We start from the raw sequence: 14,403 nt of genomic DNA, 5'->3' as shown, positions 1-14,403 counted from the left end.
CGAACGTTAGTTCCAGATCGCTCTAGAATTAATAAAACTAGGCTTATTTTAATAGTAAATTTGGCTCAGTAGCCCATTTCAGCCAAAAACATGCCTTTCGAGATTTAGAGCAGACCTAAATATTGAATCAACATTTAGGTGCCAAGGCCCTCGTAATGTGGTTTTCCTAAATACACAGCCAATTTCGAATAAATCCTATTTAGACGCATGCATTCGACTGATCAAGACTTTGACCGTAATTCAGCTTCTATGCTGCTCCAGGCGCTGCGCTGCCTGCTCAAAGAGGAGGATGCCCAAAGAGTTGACCTGGCGAATCTGCTTCACAAAGACATGGCCGGCGGTCTGGTGGCCTGTGCTTCACTGGGAGAAATGATCCGCCACGAGCTGGCACACGATGCAGATGCCGCCTGCATGGGCCGTTTGCTGGGCAGCCTGGACTCCACCCTGCGCAAGACCCTGCAGCTCGTGCGTGACATGACGGAAAAACAGTTTCCGCCCGTTTTGAAAGCTTTCGGCCTGAATGCCGCGCTGCAGCAGCTGGTGCGCAACATCGGCGAAAATTTTGCCGGCTCCCTCGTCCTCCACATCAGCGGAGACGAGCTGCCGTTTGATCTGACCAGCAGGCTCAATCTGTTCCGCATCATGCAGGCGCTGCTGAAGCACTGCGTGCGCTATGCCAACACTTCATGGGTCGAAGTGACCTGCCGCACTTCGGCTGAGAAGCTGGAAATCACCATCGACCATGATGGTGGGGACAGCATCTGGAAAGAGGCCGGGGCCGGATCGGAAATCGCCCTCATCGAGGCCCGCTGCGCCCTGCTTGGTTCCCGCATGCAGGTCATGGGCACCGGCCCCGCCGGCGGCTCGCGAGTCTGCCTGATCGCCCTGCCCTCGTCCTCGGAGCCGCACACATGACGCCACCCCGCGCGCACTGAACCCTTTTCATGCAATCTCCCCCTCCATTCAACATTCTCGTTGTCGATGATCACGCCCTGGTTCGGGAGGCTTTCACCAGCATGCTCAAGGGGGAGTTCCCTCAAGCCACGGTGGTTTCCACCGGAACCTGCGCGGAAGCGATGGTGGAAGCCCGCCTGCATAATTACGACATCGCTCTGGTGGACATCGAGCTCGGAGACCGTTCCGGCATGGAGCTGACCACCGAACTCCGCACCCTGCCCGTCCCGCCTAAAATCATCGCGGTTTCCATGCATCAGGAGGAGACCTTCGTGTCCCGCACCATGCAGCTCGGAGCACGCTCCTACGTGACCAAGGACGCGCCTCCGCATGAGCTGTTTGACGCCATCCGCAGCACCTTGGAAGGACGCAGCTACATCTCCCGCGAGCTCGCCCAGAAATTTGCCGACCGGTCCATCCGCAAGGGCTCCTCCGGCCAGGTGCATGAGAAGCTTTCCAACCGTGAGCTCGAAGTGCTCATGCAGCTGGCACGGGGCAAGAGCCTCAAGCAGGTCGCGCTCGATCTCTCCCTCAGCCCGCGAACCGTCGCCGTGCACAAGCACAACCTCTGTCGCAAAACCGGCCTCAAAGGCACGGTCGAGATTCTCAGATACTGCCAGTCCAACGGGCTGGCTTGAACAGAAACCACCAACCATGAAAGCACGCGCCTCAAATCTCATCCTTGTTCTCGGCTTCGCTGCTGCAGCGGTGCACGCCTCTGAAACCCTCTCCGTGGTGCCGGACACCGCGCAGGCTCTGGGCATCGTGGGCGCCAGGTATGCCAACCTTACCGACGCTTCGGCGGTTCGGATTTCCCCCGCAAACATTCTGCGGACTGACAAAGCCGAGCTGCTGCTCAATACCGCGCTCTGGTACGGCGACGTCCGCTTTGACTCCAACCTCGGGGGCTCGGCGCAGATGAACAGGCCCTGGATCTTTCCTGCCAGCGCATACTTCGTGCAGCCAATCATTCCTGGCCGCCTCTCCTTCGGCATCGGGGTGAGCACTCCCTATGGCATGGCCGCCTCCTACCCGGAGAACATGCCCGCCCCTCTCCGCTATGCCCTTCCCTACCAGACGAGACTGCTCACCGTGGACATCACTCCCGCCCTGGCGGTCAAGGTCACGGACAACCTGAGCGTGGCCGCAGGGCTCGACATCATGTATGCGGACTTGAAGTTTAAGAGGTTCTATGACTGGTCTGCCTGGGTGCCGGGGTCTCCCGAAGGAGACGTCTCGGTGCATGGTCAGGGCTGGGGTCTGGGCGCCTACGCCGGCGTGAACTGGACTTCCACCTCCAAGAGGCATCGCATTGCCGTGGTGGGAAGACTGCCGGTAAAGATCAATTTCGGCGGTGACTTCAAATCAAACAACATGCCGCCGGCGCTCCTCGGCCTGGGCTTGAGCCAGTCCAGCACCTTCAACTCGGACATGACCTTCCCAGGCTCGATCTCGGTGGGCTATGGCTTCGACGTGACCGACCGCTTCACCGTCGGCTTTGACTTCAAGTGGGCCGCCAACTCATCCCATGACGACCTGCCCCTTCAGATCGGCAACAACCAGCCTCTTCTGGGCGGTGCCACCAGTTCCGTTTTTGGCTGGAGAAACTCCATCGACCTCGGCACCGGCATGACCTATCAGCTCAATGAAAACTGGGTCGTGCGCGGCGGCTACCTTTTCTCCGAAAACGCGCAGCCCGCCGCCTACTACACGCCCGTGGCGCCCTCCAATGACCGCCATATCTTCAGCCTGGGCGTGGGCTGGCGCGGCAAGACTCGCGGCGTGGACCTCACCTACGCCTACGTCTGGAGTCCGGTCCGCGTCATCAGCGGCAATGTCGTCGCGCCGCTGGATGGCAGGCTCAAGCATGAGTGGAATGTGCTCGCTGTCAGCTTCACTCAGAGATTTTAATTCACATCGAGGATACAATGAACTTTCACCTCCTATGTCTGCCGCACCTTCGCGGTGCCATGCCACGCAGCGCGGCGTTCCTTTTAAAGGACAGTTGTGTTGTCACTCCGGCACAAAACGCTTTAGCAGAGGAACTGTCCCATGGAGAACAACGATAACTCATTGCCCAATCTCGCCCCCTCAGGGGAGCGCCTCAGTTTCATCATCTGCCGCAACAGCCAGGGGGCGGAAGTACGCGGCACTTTGCACCGTCTCACACGCTATCTGGGCGTGTTCGAGGTCTACAATCCCTACAGCATCGTCCAGCTGTCTGAAGTGCTGAACGACTTCAGGATCATGATGAACGACCGCGTGGTGTACACCGGCCGGGCCACTATCGCCAATTTGGTGAACACTGGCATCATGCTCATCTGCGAGGCGTCCCTCTCGGACGAAGGGTGGATCGACATCGACATCCTCTCCCCCACCCAGAACAAGGGCCGCCTGCTGACGGAGTTTGCCGAGTTCCTCCGCGAAACGGAGAAAAGCTACCGCGTCGTGCCGGAGTTCAAGATCGTGGTGGCGGACATGCACACCATGCTTTCAGACCTGCGCCGCTGGATGGAGCAGGTGGAGCTGGGCGTCCGCTCACTGCCCACCGGAGACCGCATCCAGGCGGAGCGCGAAGTGCTCCTCCAGATGGAGGAGCCCATCGTCCCCACGGTGTATCCTTTGATGAAGCGCTTTGAGGAGTCTGCCGCCATCATTCCCCCGGACCAGCAGCCGGTTCACCGCAGCTACATCAAGCGCCAGCTGCATCCGCTGGTGCTTTGCGCCCCCTTTGTTTACCGCACCTATCACAAGCCCCTCGGCTATGCCGGCGACTATGAAATGGTGAGCATGATGCTGCGAGATCCGTACGAGGGCAGCTCCATCTTCGCCAAGCTGCTGAACAAGCTGTACCTGGACATCCCGCCGGTGATCGCCCACCGCAACCGCATCGTCTACCTGGTGGAGCAGCTCAAGACTGAGACCGCGCGCGCCGCCTCCCAGAACCGTGTCGCACGCATTTACAACCTGGGCTGCGGCCCCGCCCAGGAAATCCAGAATTTCCTCACGCATGAACCCATCTCGGACTCGGCGGATCTGCTGCTGCTGGATTTCAATGATGAAACCATCATGCACACCACCCGGTCTCTGGAAGATCTGCGCAACCGCCATCGACGCCGCACCGGCCTTCGCTTCGAGAAAAAATCCGTTCATCAGGTGCTCAAGGAGTCCGGCCGTGCCGCGGCCCAGGCCGGCACCTATGACGTGGTCTATTGCGCGGGATTGTTTGACTACCTCTCCGACCGCATCTGCCGGCGCCTGCTGGAGATCTTCTATGATCTCCTCGCCCCCGGCGGCTTGTTGATCGCCACCAATGTGCACCCCAGCAATCCCTGGCGGAACTGGATGGAATATCTTGCCGAATGGCACCTGGTTTATCGTGATGAGGAGCAGTTCCTCAAACTCGCTCCCGATCGCGCGCCGCCCGGCGCCGCCGTGGTGAAACCAGACGCCACCGGCGTGAACATCTTCCTCGAAGTGCGCAAACCCCTCGATGCATGAGACGTCTCCAGTTTTAGCTGGTAACCTGAAAGGCACCTTTCAGGCCTACGAGCAGGACATTCGCGTCCGCAACTACCAGCTCTGCGGCATTCTCGCCGTGGTCTTCATGCTGGCGGGCAGCTCGCTGGACTATGTGGTCTTTCAGGAGGAGGGCGTGCGGCGCTTTTTCCCCGCGCGCATCATCTCCGCCCTGGTCAGCATCCTCGTGTGGATGGCTCTGAACACGGACTGGGGCAAGCGCATGCACCGCCTTCTCGGCCTGCTCATGGCCATGCCTCTGCTCTGGGGCATCGCCTGGATGATTTACGCCAAGGGCGGCGCTGAATCCCCCTACTACGCCGGTTTGAACCTGGTCATGCTTGGCGCCGCAATCCTCATGCGCTGGACCTTGCAGGACAGCATCCTGGTCGTGGCCCTCACCATCGTTTCATACCTCCTGGCCTGTTATTTCCACGGCCCCATCACCAACCGCAGCATCTTCTTCAACAACTTGTACTTCCTGTTCGTGACCGGTGTCTTCACCACGGCCGGCACCTGGTTCTACAACACCATCCGCTTTTCCGAATTCAAGCTGCGCCATGACCTGGATCGCAACCGCGCCGAGCTGGATGAAGCGAAGGGCCGCTTCTTTGCCAACGTCAGCCACGAACTCCGCACGCCACTCACGCTTCTCATCGCCCCCCTGGAAAGCCTGATCCAGCGCGCGGAATCCAGCCGCCCGCGGGAGGAGCTGGAGCTGATGAACACCATGCATGGCAACGCGATGCGCCTGCTGAAGCTGATCAACGATCTGCTCAATCTGGTACGCCTCGAAGCCGGCACCGCCCAGGTCCGCACCCAGCGCGTGAATGTGAGCGACTTCATCAGCGGCATGGCCAACGCCGTCAGCGCCGTCGCCAAGGACAAGCGCATCAATCTGCACTCCCATGTGGACGCAGACCTCGGCATGGTGCTGATCGATCCCGAGAAACTGGAGCGCATCTGCTTCAACCTGCTTTTCAACGCCCTCAAATTCACCGCCTCCAATGGTCACGTGACGTTTAGCGCCACCAAGTCGGACAATTATATGGTGGTGGAAGTGCGGGACACGGGCATGGGCATTCCGGCAGATCAGCTCCCGCACATCTTCAATCGTTTCTGGCAGGCGGACACCTCCTCCAAGCGCAAGTTTCAGGGCATGGGCATCGGCCTGGCCCTCGTCAAAGAACTCGCGGAAGTGCAAGGCGGCAACGTGATGGCCACCAGCGAGGTCGGCAAAGGCACCACCATGACCGTCAGCCTCCCGCTCCGGCAGGGTGAACCCGCGGGCACCGAAGCCCTCGAAGAAGAGCCCGAAGAAACGGGCGCCGAGGCGCCGCAGAACAAAGACTGGATCGCGGACCTCTACCGCCGCGCCGAGCTCTTCCCGGCCATGACCTCTCTCCAGGCCACCATGCGCCCCGTCGAGACCGGCGTCGGCCGCAGCCGCAAGCCCAAGCTTCTCATTGCCGACGACGAGCCTGACATGCTGCGTTTCCTCAAGAGCCAGCTCAGCGGCACCTTTGAGGTGCTGGAGGCCGTGGACGGACAGCAGGCCGTGGAAAAGGCCGCCCAGTTCCTTCCAGACATCATTCTTTCCGACATGATGATGCCGGAAAAAGACGGCCTGCAGGTCTGCCGCGAGCTGCGTGACCGCATTTCCACCCGCTCCATCCCCGTGGTGCTGCTCACCGCTCGGGCGGATGAGAAGACCAAGCTCGAATGCCTCGCGGCCGGGGCCAGCGATTTCCTGCCCAAGCCTTTCTCCCTGACCGAAATCATGGTGCGCCTGAAGAATCTCGTGGACTCCGGCACCTACCAGAAAGAACTCGTCGTCCAGAAGCAGCAGCTCGAATCCGCCCTGGAGCAGATCAAGGAAACCGAGTCCATGCTCGTGCAGAATGAAAAGCTCGCCTCTCTCGGACGTTTGAGCGCCGGCCTCATCCATGAGATCAACAATCCGCTCAACTACGCACGCCAGGGCCTGGGCATCATCAGCCGTTCCGCCAAACTGCTGCCGGAAGAAGAGCGCGCCGACTTTGTCGACACGGTCAAGGATGTGGAGGAGGGCGTGAACCGCGTCATCCAGATCATTTCCGACTTGCGCGGATTCACCCGCAACACCAGCCAGCTCAATCACGCCTTTGATCTGCGCACCATCGTCTCCACCGGTCTGCGCTTCTTCTCCCATGTGTGGAAGGACGGCATCCAGCGGGAGGTGGACATTCCCGAAGGCCTCGAAGTCCGCGGGGACAGCAACCAGTTCGTGCAGGTGCTCATCAATTTCATTCAGAACGCCATCGACGCCATGGCCACCAAAACATACCCGGAGGGAGAGACCGGCTGCATCCGGCTTTCCGCACAGCCACGCCGGGACAGGATCATTTTTTCCATCAAGGACAACGGCCCCGGCATCCCGCAGGAGATCCGGGACAAGATCTTTGATCCCTTCTTCACCACCAAAGACGTGGGCCAGGGCATGGGACTCGGACTTTCCATCTGCAACCGCATCATTGCCGACCACGGAGGGCGCATCGAGGTGCGCAGCCAGCCCGGCGAGTACACCGAGTTTCTGCTGGAACTACCCTCTGCCGACAGCACAACCAACATCCACTCCTCCTCTTAGAAGGCCACCTCCATATGCAAAACCAATACGACCTCAAACGCTATGCCGTGCTCTATGTCGATGACGAAGAGAAAGCGCTGAAATATTTCGAGAAGACATTCAGCGACGAGTTCCGCATCTTCACCGCCAACAGCGCCGCGGAAGGACTGAAGCTCATCGAGCAGCATGGAGAAGACATCGGCGTCCTCCTCTCTGACCAGCGCATGCCCGGAGAAAAGGGCGTGCAGTTGCTGGAACGTGCCCGCCAGCTCCGCCCCCGCCTCGTGCGCATGATGGTCACCGCCTACGCCGACTACGACGTCACCGTTGAGGCTGTGAACCTGGGCAACATCTTCCGCTACATCTCCAAGCCCATCCAGATGGACGATGTGCGTAACACGCTCCACCGCGCCATGGAGTTCTACATCCTCCAGCAGGAGCGTGACGAACTGCTGCGCGAAAAACTCTCCGTGCTGCAGAACATGCTCATCACCGACCGCGTCATGGGCATGGGTGTCATCGCAGCCGGCTTGAACCAGCACCTGCAGCAGCCGCTGCGCGCCGTGCATGCCTTCCTCGACATCACTCCCGGCAGGCTCGGCCAGCAGAACTTTGACCTCGACCGCATGCGTCAGGCCACTTTCTGGAGAGACTTCCACGCCCATGTGGTGCGCCAGTCCGGCCGTATCGGCGATCTTCTTGGCGAGCTGCAGTCCGCCCCCGGCGCCGAGCAGAAAATCGATGCCGCAAATGTTCTTTCGTCTCTGATCGAGCAGCAGCGCTCGGCCTTCACCGCCAAGGGCATCGAGCTCAAGTTCGAGGCCGCAGGCGCTCTCCCCGCGCTGCAGGTCAGCCGTCCGGCATTCGAGAAGATGTTGCACCTGCTGCTCCAGACGGAGCTGGCTCTGCTCTCCTCCGGTGCGCACGTCACGCTCACTGCAAAGACAGCCACCGAAGCGGCGGATGCCGGAGCTCTGCACCTGACCCTCACCGATGACGGCCCAGGCCTCTCTGCCAAAATCATGCGCTCCGTGTTTGACCCCTTCTTCACCGCGGATGATTCGAACTCGGACGGCCCCGGACTCACCCTCATGGGCACCTTCTTCCTGGCCTATCATCATGGCGGTCGCATCACCTCGCAGCGCACCGCCAAGGGCCTCATCCTCGACATCATGATCCCGGCGGCCGCCCCTGCTCCGGTCAAGCCCGCTGAAAGCAGCCGTGAATTCATCACCAATGTGCTGATGAACGACATCCTCTGGGAGCGCCTGCTTCCCAACGGTTGATCGATCTGACCTGCATGGAATGTGCGCAGAACCGCCGTATATAGGCGGCCATGCGCACATTTTTATTTTTGCTTCTCCTCTGCCCCGTCCTCCTCGCCGCGCAGCCGCCGAACATCGTCTTCATCCTCGCCGATGACTTCGGCTATGGCGATCTCGGCTGCATGGGCTGCAAGGACATCGCCACGCCGAACATCGACCGCCTCGCCGCCGAGGGCGTGAAGTTCACCGACTTCTACGCCAACGCCCCCGTCTGCACCCCCACGCGCACCGGGTTCATGACCGGCCGCTGGCAGCAGCGCTGCGGCATCGAGTTCGCCTTCGGCTATCAAGTCGAGCAGTTCCGCCGCGTGAAAGGCGAGTGGGTTCCTGAACCAAACATCCACGGCCTCGGCCTGCCGCTCGGAGAGACCACCATCGCCCAGCGCCTCAAGACCGCCAACTACGCCACCGGCGCCTTCGGCAAATGGCACCTCGGCTACAAGGACGAATACAATCCCACCAAGCGCGGCTTCGATGAATACTTCGGCGAACTCCTCGGCCACGCCGACTACTACAAGCACACCTACTACGACGGCACCTATGCCCTGCGCGATGGCCTCGAACCCGTGAAGCGCGAAGGCTACCTCACCGACCTCATCAACGACCGCGCCGTCAAATTCATCCGCGATCACAAATCCGGCCCCTTTTTCCTCTATGTACCGCATCTGGCCGTCCATTCGCCCTTTGAGGCACCTGATGCGCCCGGAACGCCCATGGTGACGAAAGACACCATGCTCAAAGGCAGCCGCGCCATCTACAAGGCCATGGTGGAGCGCATGGACAAGGGCGTGGGCATGATTCTTGCCGAATTAGACACACAACTCATCACCGAAAACACCCTCGTCGTCTTCTCCAGCGACAACGGCGGCGAGCGTTTCAGCCGCAATCTCCCCCTCTTCCACCACAAGGCCACCCTGTGGGAAGGCGGCATCCGCGTCCCCTGCCTCATGCGCTGGCCCGGCAAGCTGCCGAAGGGAAAAGTCACCTCCCAAATGGCCATCACCATGGACCTCCACGCCACCTTCCTCGCCGCCGCCGGAGTGACGGAGCCTGCACCTAAACCATTGGATGGCATCGACTTACTGCCCCTCATCACCGGAGATTCCAAGCCCGTCGAACGCACCTTCTACTGGCGCATCGACCGCTCCAACCGCAAGCAGCACGCCATCCGCCAGGGCCCCTGGAAATACATCAACGACGGCAACACCATGGATCTCCTCTTCAACCTCGACGACGACATCAGCGAACGCACCGACCTCGGCTACCAGCACCCCGACATCCTCGCCGACCTCAAAGCCAAACTCAAAGCCTGGGAAGCCGAGATCGATGCCACCGAGCGCGAGATCTGGGTAAAGTGAATGTCTGATTCATGAACATTTACTCGACAGTCACAGAGGTCAGTCCCGAGTCGTTTTATGAACAACTCGCGGCGTGTTTGAAACAACATCCTTCCTCACCCGAGGCACTTCTATTCGAAGAACTCACCGAGAAAGAAGCTCATGAAAAGCTGATCGCACTGGGACGACCGGGCTGGGATTTCGAAACCACCTCGTTGTTTTTCGGAGAGCGTGGAACCAGCATTCTCATCCAAAACATTGAGCTGGACTGGCAAACGGTCCTGAACTGGATTTGTGATCTGCGTCGTGTCATGCCTTTGGGAAGCATCATCAACTTTGAAGTGTATGATTCGATCCAAGGCTCCACGATGATCGGGGGCAAGCTCCTCGGGCGCTGGCTTTTCACAGCGGAGAAAGCTTTCATGCATCGATAAGCTCACGAATCCCCATTGCTCCCCGCGTCTTCCCATCTACCTCTCTCCTCCCACCATGAAACGCACCACGCTTCACACTCTCGGTCTTTCCCTGCTCACCACTGCTGCTCTCGCTGATGGCGCATTCTACGGCGATCCGCCGGACAAGACGCACCCATGGGCCATTCACGACATGAACCGCCCGCAGCCAGTGCGAGTGGAGCCGGGCACTTTCAGCTCTCAGGAAAAGCCGGGCACTCCGCCTTCGGATGCCGTGATTCTTTTCAGCGGCAAGCCCGAGGAAATCGAAAAATGGCAGGCCGACAAAACCCCGGCGCAGCCGACCAAGTGGGAAGTGAAGGACGGCGTGCTGCAGTGCGTGCCAGGCAGCGGCTATGTGCGCACGAAGGAAGAGTTCTCCGACTGCCAGCTCCACATTGAATGGAGTGCTCCTTCCAAAGTGGAAGGCAACAGCCAGGGCCGTGGCAACAGCGGCGTCTTCCTCATGGGTCAGGTCGAAGTGCAGGTGCTCGACAATTACAACAACCCCAGCTACCCCGATGGCATGGCCTCCTCCATCTACGGCATCAACCCGCCGATGGCCAATCCGCTGCGCGCTCCTGGCGAGTGGCAGGTGTATGACATCGTGTTCCGCCGCCCGATTTTCAAAGACGGCAAGGAGCTGGACCCCGGTTACATCACCGTGTTTGTGAACGGCGTGCTGACGCAGGACCACACGCCGCTGGAAGGCGGCGGCGGCCATATGCGGCGCTCCTCTCCGCGCGCCTTCCCGGACAAAGGCCCGCTCAAACTGCAGGACCACGGCAACCCCGTGCGCTACCGCAACATCTGGTACCGCCCGCTGCCCAAGCGTGCGATCGATGGCGGCGAAGCCAGCCATATGACGGAAGAAGCAACCGCCGCCAAGCGCGAAGAGATCGCCAAAGGCATCCGCGAAGCCGCCGCCAAAATGGAAGGCAACGAGAAGATGCTGCACCTGTTTGAGTCGCTGTGCTACGCGGACAACGCTGAAGCCCGTAAAACCGCTCTCGCCGCCTTGGGCGATTTTGTCGGCGTGATCAAGGAAGTGCCCCCGGACAAGATCGAAACCAAGAAGAACGACATCATGCAGGTCACGAAGGCGCTGCGCTACCTGACCAAGTTCAAGATCCTGCCCGAAGACATCTCTGCCAAGAAGGACCTCGAGGCCATCATCAAAGTGGAAGATTGGGAGCCCAAGCCGCAGCCGAAGAAGAAGTAGTAGCTTTGTTGCTGTGCAACAAAGGTGCGCTCTCGCAGCACACAGAGTCCACGCAGTTCCACATCTAGCAGCCCTGTTCCTGTTCAGCGGGAACAGGGCTTTTTATTTGCCGAAATACACCGCGTAGTAGGAGGTGCCTTCCATCTCCTCGGCGCGCATGCGGCGGTTGCGGGCCTGCTCGCCCCAGCTTTCGGTGAAGATCACCTCGCGTTTGTCTGCTCGATAGCCATTGACGATGGAGGCGTGGGTGAAGGGGCTTTTCTTCGGCCAGGATTTATGGTCTTCCATGCTGGCGGGAGGCAATTCTGCTTTCTCGCCACGGGCGATGCGTGCGGAGTAGGCGGAGTGGATGAAGTCGCGCTCCTCTGACCACCAGCGGAAGACCACCACGGGCATGCCCTGGTCGATGCTCGCCTTCATTTTCGCCGCATCGAACTTCGGTGAGCGCTGCGCCTTGACGCCAGCCTCTTGCGCCACATTGCCAAACAGTTCGCGGATGTCTGACTTGGTTTCGATGCCGTACTGAAAACCGCTGAGCACGGCATACTCCTCCGCGCCGGGCTGCAGGCCAAGCATGCCGCCCACCATGGCCAGGGTGGCCACGCCGCAGTAGCCGCGGTTTCCTTGCGGCACCATGGGCACCACGGGCAGACGCCGCTCCGTGCTGTCCGCGACCACCTTGGCGGGCGCGATGGTCACGGGCACGAGCAGCGTTTTCGCATCCGCCTCGCTGCGAAAGAAATCCACCATGAGAAGCTGATGCTCATAGCTGATGAGGCGGGCGGCTCCCTGCGGCAGCTGAAAAACCTTTGCCTGCAGATTCATCCCGCTGCGTTTGCCCAGCAGAATGTCCTCGCCCGCGCCCTTGCCGGATTTGGCGAGATTTTTTAAACCGGCGAGCACGGCCTGGTGGCGTTCGTCAAATTCCTTGTCGAAGCGCTGCTTGCCCTGCTCAAAGGTTTCGCCCTTCGGCAGATTGGAGTTCTCGTAGCCGAAGAAGCTGCCTGCATCGAAAACGACCACGCTGATCGAGTGCACAGCGCCATGCACCATGCGCGCATCCACGGCCATGGGTTGAATGCCAAACAGCTGCAGCCGCTGCTTCGCCGTCACTCGGGAGATGCCTTCCGCCGGCACCGCGGGCGCTGGAAACAGCGCGGCAAATTCCGCATCCTGCCAGTGAGAGGGAACCGTCAGCAGTTCGTCCTCCGCACGCACACTGGCGCAGAAGAGCAGCAGCCCGCAGAGAACCGGCCAGCGCAGGCTCATGAGTGCGCACGGGTGAGGCGCACGCTCACCAGACTGCCCTGCTGGTGCAGCGTGACGATGAGTTCCTTGCCGACATTCACCTTGTCATTGAACTGTGTGGTCCAGCTGGTGTTGCCCTGATAAACGCCAATGCTGGTGGTCAGCCGTCTGGCGAGCCCCGCGGGACCGCCGTCCTGCTTTGTGGCGTCAAATTCCGCGATCACCGCTGTGATGACGCCCTGCGCATTCCGTTCCACCATCGCGCGTGTGGCGGGCACGCCGAAAACATTGCCGGCCACAGGGTTCTGCTTGATGTTCGGACTGCCCTGTACATCGGACCAGGTGCCGGGGAGCACGGCTGTGGGCGACCAGTGAGAATCGACGCGGAACCAGTCTTCCAGAGTGGTGCCGTCCTCGTCTTTCCCAATGTTGAAAAAGCCGCCTCCCTGAGGCAGCGACCAGACGCTGACGCTCTGGAGAACCAAAGCCGCAATGAGAAGGATTCGTTTCATGGCAATGCTTTTACCAGAAACGTGTGCTGGAAGTCAATTCTACCGTTTTGCCTGGCTGACCAATCTTCTCCACCTGTTATTCCTGCTTCTTCCCCCGGTGCCCGCGATGAGGTTCGTTCCGGAAAAAAGGTAGAAAAATTAGGGGTAGAAAAATTCAGAATCTGAGGATCGGTAAATCTTTCTACCCCTAATTTTTCTACCTTTATCCGTGGTCCGACAAAGTCGCGTGATTCCAGATTTTGAGGACGAGAGGAATTCTGATCTGTGAGTGCGCCAGCTTTTACACCGCATCCGCCGCGAGGGCGGCGTTGCCGATGATGCCGGCCTCGTTGCTGAAGCGGGCGGGCAGGATCTGCAGGCGCTCCCAGACAACGGTGCTGAGCATGCTCTGCACCTTGTTCTTCAGCGGGGTGAAGATGAGGTCTCCGGCCTGGGCCACGCCGCCTCCAATGACGAACGCATCGGGGTTCAGCAGCCAGGCGATGCTGGCGATGGCGGTGCCGAGCCAGTCCGCCACATCGCCCCAGATTTGCCGGGCGATGTCGTCTCCGGCCTGGGCGGCATCGGCGATCTTTTTGGGCGTGCATTCGGCGATTTCTTTTTCAATGCCTGCTTCGGCATAGCGCTGCACCGCGTGCTCGGCGATCTGCTGGTTGCCGGTGTATTTTTCCAGCGCACCAAGATTGCCGTAGTGGCCGGGCTTGCCGTCAAAGTGAATGCTCATCTGGCCGATCTCGCCGGCGACGAAGCCGCTGCCGCGGAACATCCTGCCATCCAGCACGAGGCCGCCGCCGATGCCGGTGCCCATGGTGAGGCCGATGACGTTTTTCAGGCCCCGTGCCGCGCCGTGGCGGAACTCGGCGTAGGTCATGGCATTCGCATCATTTTCCACCAGCACGGGCAGGCCGGTCTTCTCGCCAAGGATGGCCTTCAGCGGCACGTGCTTCCAGCCGGGAACGTTCGTCAGCTCATGCACAAAACCGTGATCGAAATCGACAAGCCCGGGAACGCCCACGCCGATGGCGCAGATGGCGGGATACGTAGCGCGCAGCTTGGCCACACGTGAGGCCATCTCTCCGATCAGCGCCGCCGGTCCGTGAAACTGAGTAGTGGGGATGGGTTCGTCGGTGACGAGAAGTTCATCGCCCCGGCACACTCCAAGTTTCACGGAGGTGCCGCCAAAGTCGATGCCAATGGAGGTTTTATCAGTTTCAGCCATATCACGTTCC

Annotated in this window: 12 protein-coding genes; 9 read left to right on the top strand and 3 right to left on the bottom strand. The window is 60.1% G+C overall.

From position 1 onward, the window contains the following. Window positions 1-207 precede the first annotated feature (207 nt). The 9 genes from ACILSR_RS14905 (at window position 208) to ACILSR_RS14865 (ending at window position 11,414) form a co-directional block, all read left to right on the top strand. Window positions 208-915 (top strand): sensor histidine kinase, encoded by a 708-nt coding sequence (locus tag ACILSR_RS14905; protein WP_395750579.1) that lies wholly within the window; start codon window positions 208-210, stop codon window positions 913-915. Window positions 916-944: 29 nt separating this feature from the next. Then, the gene (locus tag ACILSR_RS14900) at window positions 945-1,592 is read left to right on the top strand and encodes a response regulator (RefSeq protein WP_395750578.1); all 648 of its coding nucleotides are present in this window, start codon (window positions 945-947) and stop codon (window positions 1,590-1,592) included. A 16-nt stretch (window positions 1,593-1,608) separates the two neighbouring features. After that, a complete protein-coding gene (locus tag ACILSR_RS14895) occupies window positions 1,609-2,865 on the top strand; it encodes an OmpP1/FadL family transporter (RefSeq protein ID WP_395750577.1) in 1,257 nt (418 codons plus the stop codon). A gap of 141 nt (window positions 2,866-3,006) precedes the next feature. Continuing rightward, window positions 3,007-4,455 carry a class I SAM-dependent methyltransferase gene (locus ACILSR_RS14890; protein WP_395750576.1) on the top strand — a complete coding sequence of 483 codons (1,449 nt, stop codon included), beginning with the start codon at window positions 3,007-3,009 and terminating at the stop codon, window positions 4,453-4,455. Further along, window positions 4,448-7,099, top strand: coding sequence for an ATP-binding protein (locus tag ACILSR_RS14885; protein WP_395750575.1), 2,652 nt, complete (start codon window positions 4,448-4,450; stop codon window positions 7,097-7,099). Before ACILSR_RS14890 ends, ACILSR_RS14885 begins: the two co-directional genes overlap by 8 nt. A gap of 14 nt (window positions 7,100-7,113) precedes the next feature. After that, window positions 7,114-8,364 carry a response regulator gene (locus ACILSR_RS14880; RefSeq protein ID WP_395750574.1) on the top strand — a complete coding sequence of 417 codons (1,251 nt, stop codon included), beginning with the start codon at window positions 7,114-7,116 and terminating at the stop codon, window positions 8,362-8,364. Window positions 8,365-8,414: 50 nt separating this feature from the next. Continuing rightward, the gene (locus ACILSR_RS14875) at window positions 8,415-9,761 is read left to right on the top strand and encodes a sulfatase (protein ID WP_395750573.1); all 1,347 of its coding nucleotides are present in this window, start codon (window positions 8,415-8,417) and stop codon (window positions 9,759-9,761) included. A gap of 11 nt (window positions 9,762-9,772) precedes the next feature. After that, the gene (locus ACILSR_RS14870; RefSeq protein WP_395750572.1) at window positions 9,773-10,174 is read left to right on the top strand and encodes a hypothetical protein; all 402 of its coding nucleotides are present in this window, start codon (window positions 9,773-9,775) and stop codon (window positions 10,172-10,174) included. Window positions 10,175-10,229: 55 nt separating this feature from the next. Beyond that, the gene (locus ACILSR_RS14865; RefSeq protein ID WP_395750571.1) at window positions 10,230-11,414 is read left to right on the top strand and encodes a DUF1080 domain-containing protein; all 1,185 of its coding nucleotides are present in this window, start codon (window positions 10,230-10,232) and stop codon (window positions 11,412-11,414) included. A 102-nt stretch (window positions 11,415-11,516) separates the two neighbouring features. Here the strand turns inward: ACILSR_RS14865 and ACILSR_RS14860 are convergent, their stop codons facing one another. The 3 genes from ACILSR_RS14860 to ACILSR_RS14850 all read right to left on the bottom strand — a co-directional run bounded on the left by ACILSR_RS14860 (window position 11,517) and on the right by ACILSR_RS14850 (window position 14,393). Continuing rightward, window positions 11,517-12,683, bottom strand: coding sequence for a hypothetical protein (locus ACILSR_RS14860; RefSeq protein ID WP_395750570.1), 1,167 nt, complete (start codon window positions 12,681-12,683; stop codon window positions 11,517-11,519). Next, entirely contained in the window at window positions 12,680-13,174 is a 495-nt protein-coding gene (locus ACILSR_RS14855) for a hypothetical protein (protein ID WP_395750569.1), read from the bottom strand. Before ACILSR_RS14855 ends, ACILSR_RS14860 begins: the two co-directional genes overlap by 4 nt. A 280-nt stretch (window positions 13,175-13,454) precedes the next feature. Then, window positions 13,455-14,393 (bottom strand): ROK family protein, encoded by a 939-nt coding sequence (locus ACILSR_RS14850; protein WP_395750568.1) that lies wholly within the window; start codon window positions 14,391-14,393, stop codon window positions 13,455-13,457. Window positions 14,394-14,403: the final 10 nt, after the last annotated feature.

Origin of the sequence: Prosthecobacter sp., assembly GCF_044222565.1 — a bacterium.
In the GTDB taxonomy this organism is placed as follows: domain Bacteria; phylum Verrucomicrobiota; class Verrucomicrobiia; order Verrucomicrobiales; family Verrucomicrobiaceae; genus Prosthecobacter.
The sequence above is the reverse complement of the archived record's forward strand: the minus strand, read 5'-3'. Positions and strand labels throughout refer to the sequence as shown.